Origin of the sequence: Muricoccus roseus, assembly GCF_900141905.1 — a bacterium.
Taxonomy (GTDB): Bacteria; Pseudomonadota; Alphaproteobacteria; order Acetobacterales; family Acetobacteraceae; genus Roseomonas; species Roseomonas rosea.
The window spans coordinates 10,447-25,704 of the sequence record NZ_FQZF01000026.1 but is presented as its reverse complement, the minus strand read 5'-3'; the positions used below and the strand labels follow the sequence as shown (position 1 = coordinate 25,704).

At 69.6% G+C, this 15,258-nt stretch carries 16 protein-coding genes; 4 read left to right on the top strand and 12 right to left on the bottom strand.

The features are described 5' to 3' along the window. Positions 1 to 4: 4 nt before the first annotated feature. The 12 genes from BUB97_RS18915 to BUB97_RS18860 all read right to left on the bottom strand — a co-directional run bounded on the left by BUB97_RS18915 (position 5) and on the right by BUB97_RS18860 (position 10,444). A complete protein-coding gene (locus BUB97_RS18915) occupies positions 5 to 1,039 on the bottom strand; it encodes a 5-methyltetrahydropteroyltriglutamate--homocysteine methyltransferase (RefSeq protein ID WP_073137638.1) in 1,035 nt (344 codons plus the stop codon). 2 nt (positions 1,040 to 1,041) lie between these two features. Continuing rightward, positions 1,042 to 1,413, bottom strand: a complete 372-nt coding sequence (locus tag BUB97_RS18910) for a nuclear transport factor 2 family protein (protein WP_245818363.1) — start codon at positions 1,411 to 1,413, stop codon at positions 1,042 to 1,044. Between the two features lie 8 nt (positions 1,414 to 1,421). Further along, entirely contained in the window at positions 1,422 to 2,321 is a 900-nt protein-coding gene (locus BUB97_RS18905; RefSeq protein ID WP_073137634.1) for an NAD(P)-dependent oxidoreductase, read from the bottom strand. Between the two features lie 2 nt (positions 2,322 to 2,323). Next, complete coding sequence (locus BUB97_RS18900; protein ID WP_073137632.1) at positions 2,324 to 3,055, bottom strand: ABC transporter ATP-binding protein; 732 nt, start codon at positions 3,053 to 3,055, stop codon at positions 2,324 to 2,326. Then, positions 3,045 to 3,761: an ABC transporter ATP-binding protein gene (locus tag BUB97_RS18895; RefSeq protein WP_073137630.1), complete on the bottom strand. Its 717-nt coding sequence runs from the start codon at positions 3,759 to 3,761 to the stop codon at positions 3,045 to 3,047. The genes BUB97_RS18900 and BUB97_RS18895 overlap by 11 nt, the downstream gene beginning before the upstream one ends. After that, on the bottom strand, positions 3,758 to 4,741 hold the full coding sequence (locus BUB97_RS18890; protein ID WP_073137628.1) for a branched-chain amino acid ABC transporter permease: 984 nt from the start codon (positions 4,739 to 4,741) through the stop codon (positions 3,758 to 3,760). Before BUB97_RS18890 ends, BUB97_RS18895 begins: the two co-directional genes overlap by 4 nt. Further along, complete coding sequence (locus tag BUB97_RS18885) at positions 4,738 to 5,619, bottom strand: branched-chain amino acid ABC transporter permease (protein ID WP_073137626.1); 882 nt, start codon at positions 5,617 to 5,619, stop codon at positions 4,738 to 4,740. Before BUB97_RS18885 ends, BUB97_RS18890 begins: the two co-directional genes overlap by 4 nt. Continuing rightward, a complete protein-coding gene (locus BUB97_RS18880; protein ID WP_073137625.1) occupies positions 5,619 to 6,896 on the bottom strand; it encodes an amino acid ABC transporter substrate-binding protein in 1,278 nt (425 codons plus the stop codon). Before BUB97_RS18880 ends, BUB97_RS18885 begins: the two co-directional genes overlap by 1 nt. 66 nt (positions 6,897 to 6,962) lie before the next feature. After that, positions 6,963 to 7,868 carry a dioxygenase family protein gene (locus BUB97_RS18875; RefSeq protein WP_073137623.1) on the bottom strand — a complete coding sequence of 302 codons (906 nt, stop codon included), beginning with the start codon at positions 7,866 to 7,868 and terminating at the stop codon, positions 6,963 to 6,965. Positions 7,869 to 7,938: 70 nt separating this feature from the next. Next, on the bottom strand, positions 7,939 to 8,913 hold the full coding sequence (locus tag BUB97_RS18870) for a Bug family tripartite tricarboxylate transporter substrate binding protein (RefSeq protein ID WP_073137621.1): 975 nt from the start codon (positions 8,911 to 8,913) through the stop codon (positions 7,939 to 7,941). Beyond that, on the bottom strand, positions 8,910 to 9,575 hold the full coding sequence (locus BUB97_RS18865; protein ID WP_073137619.1) for a polysaccharide deacetylase family protein: 666 nt from the start codon (positions 9,573 to 9,575) through the stop codon (positions 8,910 to 8,912). Before BUB97_RS18865 ends, BUB97_RS18870 begins: the two co-directional genes overlap by 4 nt. A gap of 2 nt (positions 9,576 to 9,577) precedes the next feature. Continuing rightward, on the bottom strand, positions 9,578 to 10,444 hold the full coding sequence (locus BUB97_RS18860; RefSeq protein ID WP_073137617.1) for a fumarylacetoacetate hydrolase family protein: 867 nt from the start codon (positions 10,442 to 10,444) through the stop codon (positions 9,578 to 9,580). A 109-nt stretch (positions 10,445 to 10,553) separates the two neighbouring features. Between BUB97_RS18860 and BUB97_RS25930 the strand changes: the two genes are divergently transcribed. The 4 genes from BUB97_RS25930 (at position 10,554) to BUB97_RS18840 (ending at position 15,218) form a co-directional block, all read left to right on the top strand. Beyond that, positions 10,554 to 11,246 (top strand): GntR family transcriptional regulator, encoded by a 693-nt coding sequence (locus BUB97_RS25930; protein ID WP_073137615.1) that lies wholly within the window; start codon positions 10,554 to 10,556, stop codon positions 11,244 to 11,246. 140 nt (positions 11,247 to 11,386) lie between these two features. Further along, positions 11,387 to 11,941, top strand: a complete 555-nt coding sequence (locus tag BUB97_RS18850; protein ID WP_086062350.1) for a (2Fe-2S)-binding protein — start codon at positions 11,387 to 11,389, stop codon at positions 11,939 to 11,941. Continuing rightward, positions 11,938 to 12,957 (top strand): FAD binding domain-containing protein, encoded by a 1,020-nt coding sequence (locus BUB97_RS18845; RefSeq protein ID WP_073137613.1) that lies wholly within the window; start codon positions 11,938 to 11,940, stop codon positions 12,955 to 12,957. Before BUB97_RS18850 ends, BUB97_RS18845 begins: the two co-directional genes overlap by 4 nt. A gap of 17 nt (positions 12,958 to 12,974) precedes the next feature. Then, positions 12,975 to 15,218 (top strand): xanthine dehydrogenase family protein molybdopterin-binding subunit, encoded by a 2,244-nt coding sequence (locus BUB97_RS18840; RefSeq protein WP_073137611.1) that lies wholly within the window; start codon positions 12,975 to 12,977, stop codon positions 15,216 to 15,218. Positions 15,219 to 15,258: the final 40 nt, after the last annotated feature.

Below are 15,258 nucleotides of genomic sequence, written 5' to 3'. Positions count from 1 at the left end.
GGCGTCAGCCCTGCAGCTCGCGCCTCACGATCGCGGCGCCTTCCGCCATGGCCCGCAGCTTGGCGAAGGCGCGCGGGCGGGGGAGATACTTCATGCCGCAATCCGGCGCGACGACCAGGCGCTCGGGCGGGAGGTGCTTCAGCCCGGCACGGATGCGCTCCGCGACGATCTCCGGGGTCTCCACCTCATCCGTGCCGAGGTTGATGACGCCGAGCATGATCGTCTTGCCCGAGAGCTCGTCGAGCACGCCGAGGTCGAGCTTCGGCTGCGCGGCCTCGATGGAGATCTGCTGCGCGGTGCAATCGGCGAGCTGCGGGAGGAAGGAGTAGCCGGAGGGCTTGTCCTTCACCACGGCGGCGTAGCCGAAGCAGAGATGCACGACGGTGTCGCCTTCCAGCCCCTCGAGGGCGCGGTTCAGCGCCTTCACGCCGAAGCGGGCGGCGGCTTCCGGCCGGGCCTGCATCCAGGGCTCGTCGAACTGGATGACGTCGACACCTGCCTTGCGGAGGTCCTTCGCCTCTTCGTTCACGGCGGCGGCGTAATCCATCGCCATCGCCTCCTCGTCCTTGTAGTACTCGTCGGACGCCTGCTGGGAGAGCGTGAAGGGGCCGGGCAGGGTGATCTTCGTGCGGCGGTCGGTGTTGGCGACGAGGAACTCGACGTCGCGCACCTCCACCGGGCGGTTGCGGCGGATCCGGCCGATCACGCGCGGCACCATCGTCTCCTTGCCGGCGCGGCCCATGGTGCGGGCGGGGTTGTCCACATCCACGCCGTCCAGCGCCAGGGCGAAGCGGTTAGAGTAGCTCTCGCGGCGGATCTCGCCATCGGTGACGATGTCGATGCCGGCCCGCTCCATGTCGCGGATGGCGACCAGCGTCGCGTCGTCCTGCGCGCCTTCCAGCGCATCCTCGGCCACGCGCCACATCTGCCTCATCCGCACGCGCGGGACGAGGTTCTGGGCGAGCACGTTGCGGTCCACGAGCCAGTCCGGCTGCGGGTAGCTGCCGACGACGGTGGTGGGCAGAAGGGTGTTGGTCATGCTCAGGCCTTGGGAAGCGAGGTGGGCTGATAGGCGAGGAGGCGCCACGCGTCGCCCTCCTTCGTCCAGAGGGCGAGGGTGAGGGAGGCGATCTCCCGCTCCGCGCCGTAGCTGAAGACGTGGGCGCTCATGCGGCCCAGGGCGGCGGCGGCACCGGGGCCGGCTTCCAGCACCTGCTCGGTCGTGAAGTCGACGGAGAGGTAGCGCAGGCTGCCATCCCGCAGCGTGTCCAGGTAGCTCGTCTTGCTGTCGGTCGTGGCGTTGGAATGGGCATAGACCAGCCGCTCGGACAGGAGCGCCTCGAGGGCCCCGATATCGCCGGCTTCCATCGCGGCATAGCGGCGCGCCTCGAGCGCGCGGATCTCGTCCTGCATGGGGCGCCTCAGCGGGGATTGGGCGCGAGCAGGCGCTCGGGCCAGGTGGCGACACGGAAGAAGTCCAGCCCGCCCTCGCCGGTCGCCTGGCAGGCGGCGGCGAACTGTCGGGCCAGGGCGGAGAAGGGCATGGGCACGCCCTCCCGCTGGGCGATGGAGAGGGCGAGGTCCACGTCCTTCGCCACCAGGTCCACATCCGCCGCCGGGGTCCAGTCTCGCGCCTTCAGCATATCGGCCTTGTAGGCAAGAAGCGGCGAGGCGACGGTGCTGCGGTTCAGGGCATCGACCATGCCTTCCCAGTCCAGGCCGAGGCGGGAGCCGAAGGCCAGCGCCTCGCCGATGATGGCGGGGGTGAGGGCGACGACCATGTTGACCATCAGCTTCACCGCGCGCGCCTCCTCGGCGCTGCCGCAGCGCAGCGTTTCCTTCCCCAGCGTGGCGAGGAGGGGCTCGCAGCGGTCGAGGGCGGCGGCGGGGCCGGAGGCGAAAAGGGTCAGCGTGCCGGCGGCCGCCATGGTCGTGCTGCCGGAGACCGGGCAGCGCAGGTAATCCGCGCCGCGCTCGGCCATGGCTTCAGCCACCCGGGCCGAGGTGGCGGGAGAGACGGTGCTGAGGTCGATGAAGACCTGCCCGGGGCGGATAGTCTCGGCCACGCCTCCGGGCCCGATGGCGACGGCGAGCAGCGCGGCGTCGTTGGTCACCATGGAGAGGAGGATGTCCGCCTCCTCCGCCAGGGCGGCGGCGGTGGCATTGGGGCGAGCGCCCTCGGCGGCGAGATGGGCGGTGCGGGCTGGGTCGAGATCCGCCACCGAGAGGGTGGCGCCGGCATCCAGCAGGCGCCGGCACAGCGGCGTCCCCATGCGGCCCACGCCGATCCAGCCCAGCTTCCAGCCCTGCAGCGCACCCATTCTCACAGCCCCAGATAGAATTTGCGGACGAGATCACTGTCGCCCAGCGCTGCGGGGCTGTCGCCCTGGAACTCCACCCGGCCATGCACCAGCACATAGCCACGGTCCGCGATGCGGATCGCCTGGTGGAAGTTCTGCTCGGCCATCAGCACGGTGAGGCCCAGCTTCTCCTTCAGTTCGGCGATTTTCTCGATGGTGCGCGCCACCAGGATGGGGGCGAGGCCGACGGAGGGCTCGTCCACAAGCAGCAGCTTCGGCGCGCACATCACGGCGCGGCCGAGGGCAACCATCTGCTGCTCGCCGCCGCTCATGCTGCCGACGGGCTGGGAGCGGCGCTCCTTCAGGCGCGGGAAAGCCTCGTAGCAGAATTCGAGGTTCCGCGGGATGGCCGGACGGGCGGCGCGGCGATAGGCGCCGAGCAGCAGGTTCTCCTCCACCGAGAGGCGGGGGAACAGGCGCCGGCCCTCGGGCACGATGGCGATGCCGAGATCGACGATCTCCTCCGGCGAGCGGCCCACGAGCTCCGTGGTCCTGCCGTCGATCGTGACGGCGATGCGGCCACGGCTGGGCTTCAGCAGGCCCAGGATGCAGCGCATCAGCGTGGTCTTGCCATTGCCGTTGGTGCCCAGCAGGGCGACGGTTTCGCCCGTGGTGACGTGGAGGGAAACGCCGTCCAGCGCGCGGACGGCGCCATAGGCGGCATCCACATCCTCGATGAGAAGGCTAGCGGCCAAGATAGGCCTCCTCGACCTCGGGCATGGAGAGGACTTCGCGCGGGTCGCCATCCGCGACCTTGCGCCCGGCGACGAGGACGGCCAGGCGCTGCGAGAACTCCGTCACCGCGCGCATCACATGCTCGATCATGATGATGGTGGTGCCGCCGGCGTTGAGGCGGAACAGCAGGGCCAGGATCTGGTCCACCTCCGCATGGGAGAGGCCGGCCATCGCCTCGTCGGCGATCAACAGCTCCGGCTTCAGCGCCGTCGCGCGGGCCAGTTCCAGCCGGCGCAGCTCCACCTGGGTCAGCTCCTTGGGCATGCGATGCGCCTTGGCCGCCAGCTCGACGGATTCCAGGCATTCCATCGCCCGCTCCGCCGTGGCGTCGTCGCGGCCGCCATAGGCGAGGGGGACGCGGATGTTCTCCAGCACCGTCAGGCCGCGAAAGGGGCGCGGAAGCTGGAAGGTGCGCGCGAGCCCGCGCCGGGCACGCTCATGGGACTTCAGCCCGGCCAGCTTTTCGCCCTTGAAGGTGAAGCCGCCGTCATGGCTGGGGAAGGCACCCGCGAGGCAGTTGGTGAAGGTGCTCTTGCCCGAGCCATTGGGCCCGATGAGGCCGAGGCGCTCTCCGGCGCGCACCTCCAGCTCCACGCCGGAGAGGGCGGTGAAGCCGCCGAACCGCTTCCCCACGCCTTCGGCCCGCAGCACGATGTCGGGGCTCATTTCTGCCTCCGGAACAGGCCGATGATGCCGTGGGGTGCGGCGCAGACGAAGACGACCAGCACCACGCCCACGATCATGAGGTTAGCGGCGGAGGAGATGGTGACCGTCGCCGCCTGCTGGAGCGAGGCGAGCAGCACGGCACCGATGAGCGGCCCCGCCCAGCTGCCCGTGCCGCCGATGAGCGGCATGGCGATGGCGTTCACCGCGTAGGAGAGGCCGAAGGCGGAGTTCGGCTCCACATAGGAGCCGAGAAGGGGCAGCGGGGCCCCCGCCACGGCCATCATGGCGCCGGAAATGGTGGTGGCGATGAGCTTCAGGCGCAGGGTCGGCACGCCGGCGGCTTCCGCCGCCGCCTCGTCGTCCCGCAGCGCCGCCAGCCCCAGGCCGAGGCGGGATTTCTCGATGCTGCGGGCGATGGCGACGGCGGCGGCGGCCAGCACCACCATCACGGCGCAGAGATAGCCACTGTAGCTCTCGAAGGGCCAGGGAACCTCGCGCGGGCGGATGACATAGGCGCCGCGAGATCCGCCGACATAGTCCCAGTTCACCACGATGGTCTGCAGGACCACCGAGAGGCAAAGGGTGGCAATGGCGAAATAGGCGCCGCGCAGCCGCAGGGTGAGGATGCCGGTGCCGAGCCCGAGCACCCCGCCCACCAGCGCCGCGAATCCGATGCAGGGGAGGAGGGACAGCCCAAGCGCCTTGCCGATGGCGACGGTGGTATAGGCGCCGGCGGCGAAGAAGGCGGCGGCGCCGAAGTTCACATAGCCCGCATAGCCGCCGAGGATGTTCCAGGCGGTGGCGAGCACGACGTATTGCAGGATGAAGGTGGCCGCGAAGTAGGCGTATTCGCTGCCGATCCCCCGCAGCGCGAGGATGCTGACGAGCGCGACGGCGGCGCTGGCCAGCCAGAAGGCCGGATGGCCCGTGCGGCGCGGAGCGGGAAGGGTGGGCATGGCGGGGATGGTCGTGTCGCTCATGCCACGCGCCCGAAGAAGCCCTGGGGCCGGATGGCCAGCACCAGCAGCAGGCATCCGAAGGCGACGGCGGGCGACCAGGAGGGGCCGTAGAAGCTGGCGGTGACGTTCTCCACCACGCCGAAGGCGAGCGCCGCCAGCACGCAGCCGCCGAGGGAGGAGAGCCCGCCCATGATGACCACGGCGAAGACCCGGCCGATAAACACATGGCCGGACCAGGCATCCACCGGCTGCACCACCACCAGCGCGCCGCCGGCCAGGGCCGCCATGGCGATGGAGATGCCGAAGGCGAGGCGCTTGATCCTGACGGGGTCGATTGCCAGCAGGCGCAGCGCCTCCCGGTCCTGCGCCACGGCCGCGATGGCGCGGCCGGTGAAGCTGCGCCGGAGGAAGAGGGCGAGCCCGCCGATGGCGGCGAAGGCGACCAGGGCGGGCACCAGCATGCGGAGCGGCAGGTCGATCTCGCCCAGGCGCCAGGTGATGCCGGCATAGGCGGCGTCGGCGAAATGCTGCTCGGGCCCGATGGCCAGCACCAGCCCGACCTCGATGATGAACATCACGCCGAAGAAGAAGGCGAGGCCCTGGATGGCCTCGTCTCCCCGCCGTTCGAAGAAATGGTGGTAGACGACATAGATGGCGGCGCCGAGCGCCCAGAAGGCGGGTGTCAGCAGCACGGAGAGGATCAGCGGGTCGATCCCCGTCGCCCCCCAGAGGAGGGCGACGAGCAGCGCGCCCAGCACCATGAAGGCGGGGTGCGCGATGTTGACCACGTCCAGCATCCCGAAGGAGATGGAAAGGCCCGCCGCCGCGGCGGCGTAGAGACCGCCGAGCAGCAGGCCCGAGACGATCCCGTTCAGGAGGAGGGCGAGGTCGGGGTCCATCAGGCACCCGCCGTGTAGGGCTTGCGGAGATCGCCGGACTTGTAGCGCTGGGGGTAGAGGATGACCTGCGTGCCCGCCTTGCGGAACTGGTCGATCCCGTTGCCCTGCACGCCCTGATACTGGGTGTAGAGGTTCCGCTCCTCGGTCCATTCGCCCAGCGCGTCGAACTTCAGCGGGCCGATCACCGTCTCGAAGGTGCTGGCGTGCATGTCCGCCGCCAGCGCGGCCTGGTCGATCCGGCCGACGCGCTTCACCGCCTGCTCCAGCACCTGCATCTGGGCATAGGCCAGCGGCGGCACATAGTGGCCCAGTGCATCCGTTCCCTCCCGCGCGGCGACGGGCTGGTACTTCTCGATCAGCGCCTGGGTGCCCGGGAACTGCAGGGTCGGCTCGGGCGCATAGACGTCCCACACCACCAGGTTGTTCAGGATGGGGCCCAGCTGGAGCTTCTGCGCCGTGATATGCGGTCCGATCATCGGCCCGCCGAACATCTGGAAGTTCACCCGCAGCTCGCTGGCCGCGCGCAGCAGGCCGGCCGTGTCGGGCGGGTAGGAGCCGACGAAGACGACATCGGGCCGCGCGGCCTGGACCGCGCGGATGATGGGGGAGAAATCCACCGTGCTCGGCGGATAGGCGCGATCATAGACGATGCGGAGCCCGGCCTCGCGCGCGAGGTAGCGGGCGCTCTCGGCGGTGCGCTGGTGGAAGTCGCTGTCCAGGTTGACGAGGGCGATGCTGCGCGGCCGCGGCTCCATCGCCATGGCGAGGTCGATGAAGCCCTTGGCGAAGGTCTCCTTCACCTTGGAGCCCGCGGGGTTGATGCTGAAATAGCGGTCGTACTTGAAGTCGTTGTTCGCGCCCGTGCCGAACAGAGACACGAAGGTCATGTTCCGCTGCATCACGATCGGCATGGCCGGCGCGATGATGGCCGTGGCATAGCCGGAGATGACGAGATCGACCTTATCGACGTCGATGAGCTTGGTGTAGATGCCCGGCACCTGCGCACCCGTGCTCTGGTCGTCGTAATGCACCAGTTCGACCGGGCGGCCGAGCAGCCCGCCCTTGGCGTTCACGTCCTCCTGCCAGATGCGGTGGGCGATGAGCGCCGGGCGGCCGTTGCCGGCCAGCCCGCCCGAGAGCGACATGGAATAGCCGATGCGGATGGGCGGGCCGGACGGCGCGGTCTGCGCGCGCGCAGTGGCGGGAACGGTGGCGGGCACGGTGATGGCCGCCGCCAGGGCCGCGCGGCCGAGGCCGCGCCTGCTGAGACCTTCCATGAACCTTCTCCTCCTGCGGCCCGGTTTCTTCGCCCGTGGCCAATGCCTTGACGCGGTGGGCCGCGGCTATTCCGCGGCGATCTTGGACGGGTCGGCGCCGACGCGGCCCGATGTGTCGTGGGCGGCCTTCCGGGCGATCCGGAAATCGTAGCGCACGCTCGGCAGGGCAGGATCGGGCGCGCCTTCCAGCCCGGCACGGGGATGCACGACCAGCGATTCCGAGACGCCGAAGACGGTATCGGAATCGATGTGGTCGTCATCGCCGAGATAGAGGGCGGTTACGAGCTCGCGGTACCCCTCGGCGCCGATCAGCACATGGATATGGGCGGGGCGGAAGCCATGGCGGTTCTGCGCGCGCACCATGGCGCCCACAGGGCCGTCCATCGGGATGGAGTAGCCGAGCGGGATGAGGGTGCGGATGGCGTAGCGCCCCTCCGCATCGGTGCGGAACTGGCCGCGCATGTCCATGACCTCCGGGTTGTTCACCTGCAGGTCGTAGGCGCCGTCGGCATCCGTCTGCCAGATCTCCACCGTGGCATGGGGCACGCCCTCGCCGGCCTCGTTCACCACGCGGCCGAAGAGCATCATCTCCGGCCCCTTGGCGCGGGTCGCGATGCTTTCGCCATAGCCGAATTGCGGGGCGGCCTCGCGGTAGAAGGGGCCGAGAAGGCTGGTCTCGGTCGCCTCGCCCACGCGGTTGGCCTTGTCGTCCATCAGGTTGACCAGGCGCGAGAGGCCGAGGGTGTCCGAGAGGAGGATGAACTCCTGCCGGATGGGCGTGCAGGTCTGGCCGACGCGGGTGAGGAAGCCGATGGCGGCGAGCCATTCGGCCGGGGTGAGCTTCACCTCCCGCGCGAAGCCGTGCAGGTGTCGCACGAGGCTCGCCATCACCTCGCGCAGGCGCGGGTCGGGCGTGTCGGCCATCTGCGCGATCACGGCCTCGGTGACGGTGTTCTGGTCCAGGTCAGCCATTCTCGTCATCCTCCGTCCGGGGCGGGTCTCGGTCGCCCGCCCTCGGATGCATGCTGTCCGGGGTTCGGATCTAGTCGGGCTTGATGTTGGCAGCGGCCACGACGGCGCGCCACTTCGCAATTTCCTCGCGCGTCATCTCCGCCAGCTTCTCCGGCGACCCGCCCAGCGGCTCCACGCCCTGGGCGCGCAGATTGGCGAGGGAGGCGGGATCGGCCAGCAGGGCGTTCGTGGCCCGGTTCAGCCGCGCGACCACCTCGGGCGGCATGTTGGCGGGGCCGTAGAGCGACCAGCGGCCCTCCACCACGAAATCCTGGAGCCCGGCCTCCTGAATGGTGGGCACATCCGGCAGCATGGTGACGCGCGAGGCGGAGGTGACGGCCAGCGCCTTTAGCGTGCCGGCATCCAGATGCGGCTTGAGGCCGAGCGGGTGGTAGAACATCGCATCCACCCGGCCGGCGATGAGGTCCGTCACGCCCTGGCCGGCATTGCGGTAGGGAACATGCTCCGTGGTCAGCCCGCCGCGCAGGTTGAACAGCGCCTGGGAGAGATGCCCCGTGGTGCCGTTGCCGGCCGAGGCGAAGGTGACGGTGCGGCGCTTCGCCAGGGCCACCAGCTCCGCCACCGAGGAGACGCCGAGGGAGGGCGGCACGCCGAGGACGCTGGGGGTGGAGACATAGGGCGCGATGGGCGTGAAGTCGCGGATCGGGTCGAAGCCCTGGTCCGCATAGAGGCTCACATTGATGCCATGCGTGCCGTTCGTGCCCAGCAGCAGCGTGTAGCCATCCCCCGGGGAGCGGGCGACGGCCTGGGCGCCGACATTGCCGCCGGCGCCCGCGCGGTTGTCCACCACCACGGGCTGGCCTGCCTCCTTGGCCAACGCCTCGGCCAGGATGCGGCCGAGGATGTCGGTGGTGGTGCCGGCCGCGAAGGGCACGACCAGGCGAATCGGCCGGTTGGGCCAGGTGCCGGCGCCCTGTGCCATGGCCTGCGCGGCAGGAAGGGCTGCGAGGGCACCCAGCAGGGCGCGGCGCGGAAGATGGGTCATGCGGCGGCTCCGGTATGGGGGGTGGAGTAGCGTGTGATGGTGCCGTCATCCTCGCCCCGGCGCATCGGGACGCAGGAGGGCGGGAAGTCCTGTGCGAAGCGGGCGCCGGCATCGGCCAGGCGACCGAGGAAGCGGTCCAGCTGGCGCATGGCGCCATTGGGCAGGTCGTGCAGCACCAGCGTCACCGGGTCGGGGCCGCGGCACATGGCCAGGGCGCGTTCCGGCCAGTTCTCGGCGTCGCGGAAGTCGCCGGGAACGGCGTTCCAGAGCACGCAGGTGAAGCCCCCCTCCCGGAGGTGCTCCAGCGCGGCCCCGCTCAGCAGGTGCGGCCCCAGCGCGCCTCCGCCGCCCACCGGGCGGAAGAGGCGGTCCGGATGGGAGAGATCCCCGATCACGGCCTGGGTGCGTCCGATCTCCGCCTCCGCCGTCGCGGCGTCGTCCGGCATCTCGCCCAGGGGCCGGGTGTGGCTCCAGGTGTGATTGCCGATCCAGTGGCCCTCGGCATGCGCGCGCTCGGCCAGCGGCCGGTGCGCGGCCAGCTTCCGGCCGATGACGAAGAAGGTGGCCCGCAGGCCCCGGCGGCGGAGGACATCCAGCACGCCGGGCGTGACCTCGGGCTCCGGGCCGTTGTCGAAGCTGAGCGTGACAACCGGCCCGGCCATGCTCAGGCGGCCTCGTCCTCGACCGTGTTGACGAGCGTGCCGACGCCCTCGATTTCGACCTCGATCGTGTCGCCCGGCTTCATGAAGACGGGCGGCTTGCGGGGATAGCCGACGCCGCTCGGCGTGCCGGTGGCGATGATGTCGCCGGGCTCCAGCGTCATCACCTCCGACAGGATCGCGAGGATGCGGGGCACGGAGAAGATCATGTCCGAGGTATTGCTGTCCTGCATCGTCTGCCCGTTCACGCGGGAGGTGATGCGGAGCGCGTTCGGCCCCTGCGGGATCTCGTCGGGCGTCACGATCTCGGGGCCGAGGCCGCCGGTGCGGTCGAAGTTCTTGCCCACCGTCCACTGCGCGCCCTTGCGCTGGTAGTCGCGCAGCGAGCCCTCGTTCATGCAGGTGTAGCCGGCGACGCAGGACAGGGCGTTGGCTTCCGTCAGGTGCTTCGCACGCTGGCCGACCACGATGACCAGCTCCGCCTCGTAGTCGAACTTGTCGGACACCTTGGGGCGCAGCAGCGGCTCGCCATGGGCGGCGAGGGAGGTGTGGCCGCGGAAGAACACGGCGGGGTAGTCGGGGATGGGGTTGTTCCCCTCCTTCGCGTGCTCCACGTAGTTCAGGCCGATGCAGATGATCTTGCCCGGGCGCGGCACCACCGGGAGGAGCTTGAGGCCCTTGAAGGGGCGGCGCGGCGCCTTGGCGAGCTTCTCGGCGAGGGCGGGCGCGCCCTCGGGCAGGTTCAGCGAGGCGAAGGCCGCCAGCGGGTCGGCAGGCAGGCCGGGAATGGCATCGGCCAGGGCCACCACTTCCTCGCCCATGCGGGCGCCGAGGGCCGGACGGCCCTCATGCTCGAACGCGATCAGACGCACGCGGCGTTTCCTCCGGTTGGTCGGGAGAGATTTTGTCGAAATTCTGACTTCGTCAAGCAAAACGTCGCCAAGGCTTGCTCCTATTCTGAAATGGCGAATAATTGCCGGAATGTCCCAGGCCGCATCGAGTGAGGGGCGCGACCCCACCCTGGCCACCGCCGTCCACCGGCGGTTGCGGGAGGACATCCTCTCGGGCCGCTTGGCCCCTGGGCTGAAGCTGAAGCTGCGGGACCTGGCGGAGAGCTACGGCGCCGGGGCCTCCCCCATGCGGGAAGCGCTGTCCAAGCTGGCGGCCGAGGGGCTCGCGGAACGGCTGGAGCATCGCGGCTTCCGGGTGGCCGCCGCCGCGCCGTCCCAGCTGGAGGGGCTTATCCGCAGCCGGGTGCTGGCCGAATGCGCGGCGCTGCAGGAATCCATCCGCCTGGGCGACGCGGCCTGGGAGGATGCGCTGGTGCTCGCGGAGCACCGGCTGAACCGCCTGGCGCGCTCGCTGGACTCCCACCGCTTCGCGACCAACCCGGAATGGGAAGCCTGCCACCTGCGCTTCCACCAGGCCCTGCTGGAAGCCTGCGGTGCGCCGCAGCTGCTCGCCTTCTGCGACAGGCTGCGGGAGGAGGCGCGGCGATATCGTGCCCTGGCCAACACGGTGGCCTATCCAGACCGGGACGTGGCGGCCGAACACGCCGCCATCGCCCGCGCGGCGTTGGACCGCGATGCCGAGACCGCCGCCGCCCTGCTGGCGCAGCATTACGAGCGCACGGGAGCCTTCGTCGGGGCCGATCTCGGGCGCCGGGCCGGCTAGCCGCAACCGCGGGGGCAATCCCTTCGTTTGCAGGGCCAAGACACGGAGGCTCCGGCAAGGGAGGGCGGCGGGGCCACTCTCCGCGTGACCACTCCCCACCCGCGGCCTCCGGTGCCCACGCCGTTCAGCAGGACACCGCCATGGCTGACCTCGAACTTCCGCTCCGGCAAGGCTTCGCCCCGGATGCCGGGCCCGCACAGGGGCCGGGGCCGCTGCCCGACGAGATCCCGATCACCCTGACCATCAATGGCGAGCGCCGGGCGCTGCATGTGCGGCCCTGGACCACCCTTCTCGACCTCCTGCGGGAGGACCTCTCTCTCTACGGCACGAAGAAGGGCTGCGACCACGGCCAGTGCGGCGCCTGCACCGTGCTGCTGGATGGCGAGCGCATCAATTCCTGCCTCGCCCTGGCCGTGATGAAGGATGGCTGCGAGGTCACCACCATCGAGGGGCTGGCCGGGCCGGACGGCACGCTGCACCCGATGCAGGAGGCCTTCATCGAGCACGATGCCTTCCAGTGCGGATACTGCACGCCGGGGCAGATCTGCTCCGCCGTCGCGCTGGTGAAGGAAGGCCATGCGACGAGCCGGGCGGAAATCCGGGAGCATATGAGCGGCAATCTCTGCCGCTGCGGCGCCTATACCAACATCGTCGATGCGATCGAGGATGTGCTGGCGAAGGAGGCGGCGAAGTGAACCGCTTCTCCTATGCGCGCCCCGGCAGCGTCGAGGATGCGCTGCGCGAGGTATCCTCGAACCCCGCGGCGAAGTTCATCGCGGGCGGGACCAACCTCGTCGACCTGATGAAGTACAATGTGGAGCGGCCCACGCATCTCGTGGACGTCACTCGCCTGCCCGGGCTGAAGGAGATCGGCGAGGCCGGGGAAGGGGGGCTGCGCATCGGCGCGTTGGTGAGCAACACCGCCGCCGCCTATGACGAGCGGGTGAAGGAGCGTTATCCGCTGCTCTCCTCCGCCATCCTGGCCGGTGCTTCGGCCCAGCTGCGCAACTCGGCCACCATGGGCGGCAACCTGCTGCAGCGCACGCGCTGCTACTACTTCTATGACGACGCGACGCCCTGCAACAAGCGCGCGCCTGGCTCTGGCTGCCCGGCGAAGGAAGGCGTGAACCGCATCCACGCCATTCTCGGCACCAGCGAGCACTGCATCGCGACCCACCCTTCCGACATGGCCGTGGCCCTGGCCGCGTTGGAGGCGGTGGTGAAGGTGGCCGGCCCCAACGGGGAGCGCAGCATCCCGTTGGCCGATTTCCACCGCCTGCCCGGCAACATGCCGGAGAAGGACACGAACCTGCATGGCGACGAGATCATCCTCGCGATCGAGCTGCCCGAGCCGCGGTTCGCGAAGAACTACACCTATCTGAAGCTGCGCGACCGTCTCTCCTATGCCTTCGCCCTGGTCTCCGTCGCCGCCGCGATGGAAATGGATGGCGACAAGGTGGTGGAGGCGCGCATCGCGCTCGGCGGTGTCGCCCATAAGCCCTGGCGCCTGCCGGAAGCGGAGGAGCTGCTGCGCGGCAAGGTGCCGGAGCGCGCGTTGTTCGAGGCGGTGGCGGAACGTATCCTCGATGGCGCAAAGGGCTATGGGCACAACGACTTCAAGATCGACCTGGCCCGCCGCGCAGTGATCCGCGCCCTCTCCCAGGCCGCGGCGGGCACGCCGCAGTCGCAAGTCGACAAGCGCATCCAGTAGGGAAGGGGAGCCGGACCATGTACGAGACCCATGTCGGATCGCCCCGCAGCCGCGTGGACGGCAAGCTGAAGGTCACTGGCGCCGCGCGCTATGCTGCGGAATACACCGCGCCGGACCTGGCCCAGGGCTATGTGGTGAACAGCGCCATCGCCAAGGGGCGCATCACCAGCATCGACATTTCCGCCGCCATGGCGGTGCCGGGGGTGATCCAGGTCTTCACCCACCAGAACCGCCCGCGCACGGCCTGGCGCAGCAAGGCCTATCAGGACGAGGTCGCGCCGCCCGGCACGCCCTTCCGCCCGCTTTATGACGAGAAGATCCTCTATAGCGGCCAGCCCATCGCCCTGGTGGTGGCGGAGGATTTCGAGATCGCGCGCTACGCCGCCTCCCTGGTCCGCGTGACCTATGAGGCGGAGGGGCACCAGACGGATCTCGAGAAGGTTCGGATGCAGGCCTATAAGCCGCCCAAGACCCGCTCCGGCATGGCGCCGGCGCCGGATCGCGGCGATGCGGAGGCAGGCTTCGGCGCATCCCCGGTCCGGGTGAGCGCGGATTACCGGATCGCCATCGAGCACCACAACCCGATGGAGCCCCATGCCGCCACGGTGGTGTGGGACGGGGACGGCAAGATCACCGTCTATGACAAGATCCAGGGCGTGCAGAACACGCAGTCCTACATCACCCATGTCTTCGGCCTGTCGCAGGACGACGTGCATGTGCTCTCGCCCTTCGTGGGCGGCGCCTTCGGCTCGGGGCTGCGGCCGCAATACCAGCTTTTCCTGGCGGTGATGGCGGCGCTGGAGCTGAAGCGCTCGGTGCGCGTCACGCTCACGCGTGACCAGATGTTCACCTTCACCTATCGCCCGGACGGGCTGCAGGAGATGTCCATCGGCGCCAATCCCGACGGCATGCTGCAGGCCATCCGGCATGACGTGGTCAGCAATACCTCGACCTTCGAGGACTACCAGGAGATGATCGTCGGCTGGTCATCCATGATGTATCACTGCGAGAACGTCTCGACGACCTACAAGCTGGCGCAGATCGACACCTACACTCCCGGCGACATGCGCGCGCCGGGCGCCCCGACCGGCATGTTCGCGCTGGAATCGGCGATGGACGAGCTCTCCTACAAGCTCGGCATGGACCCGCTGCAGCTGCGGCTGAGGAACTACGCCGAGATCGACGAGGCCACCGGCAAGCCCTTCAGCAGCAAGGAGCTGCGCGCCGCCTACCAGTTGGGCGCGGAGCGCTTCGGTTGGTCGAAGCGCAGTCCGGAGCCCCGCTCCATGAAGGAGGGGCGGGAGCTGGTCGGCTGGGGCATGGCCAGCGGCATGTGGGAGGCGCAGATGCAGAAGACCTCCGCCCGCGCCGTGCTGACGATCGACGGCAAGCTGGAGGTCGGGACCGCGACGGCCGATATCGGCACCGGCACCTACACCATCCTGACGCAGATCGCGGCCGATGCGCTGGGGCTGCCGATGGAGAAGGTGACGGCGAAGGTCGGTGATTCCAAGCTGCCCTTCTCCCCGGTGGAGGGCGGCTCCTGGGCCGCGGCCTCAGCCGGCACCGCGGTGACGCTGGCCTGCAACACGGTGCGGGAGACGCTGTTCGGCTATGCCCGCGGCATGGAAGGCTCGCCACTGGCGAATGCCGAGATCGGCCGCGTCGCCTTCCGCGACGGGCGCATCGAGCTGGTCTCCGACCCTACCCGCTTCGTGACGATCCAGGATGCCATGGTGGCGGGCAAGGTGCACCGGATCGAGGCGGAGGAAACCGGCAGCCCGAGCCGCATCAACCAGGCCCGCTATTCCGGCTTCACCCATTCCGCGATTTTTGCGGAGGTGCGCGTGGATGAGGAACTGGGTCGCGTGCGCGTGACGCGCGTCGTGGATGCTGTGGCGGCCGGCAAGATCCTGAACCCCAAGACGGCGCGGTCGCAGATCCTGGGCGGCGTGGTCTTCGGCATCGGCATGGCGCTGCACGAGGAGTCCATGATGGACCACCATCTCGGCCGCTTCATGAACCACAACATCGCCGAGTACCACATCCCCGCGAATGCGGATGTGGAGGGGATCGAGGTGATCTTCGTCGAGGAACACGAGGACAAGCTCAACCCCATCGGCGTGAAGGGGCTGGGCGAGATCGGCATCGTGGGCACGGCGGCCGCCATCGCCAATGCCGTGTACCACGCCACCGGCAAGCGAATCCGCCACCTGCCGATCACGGTGGACCGGCTGCTGAAGGTGCGGGACGCGGCCTGATCGCGGCTGGGTTTTGTTCTGCGCTGACGGTTTGTCCCGG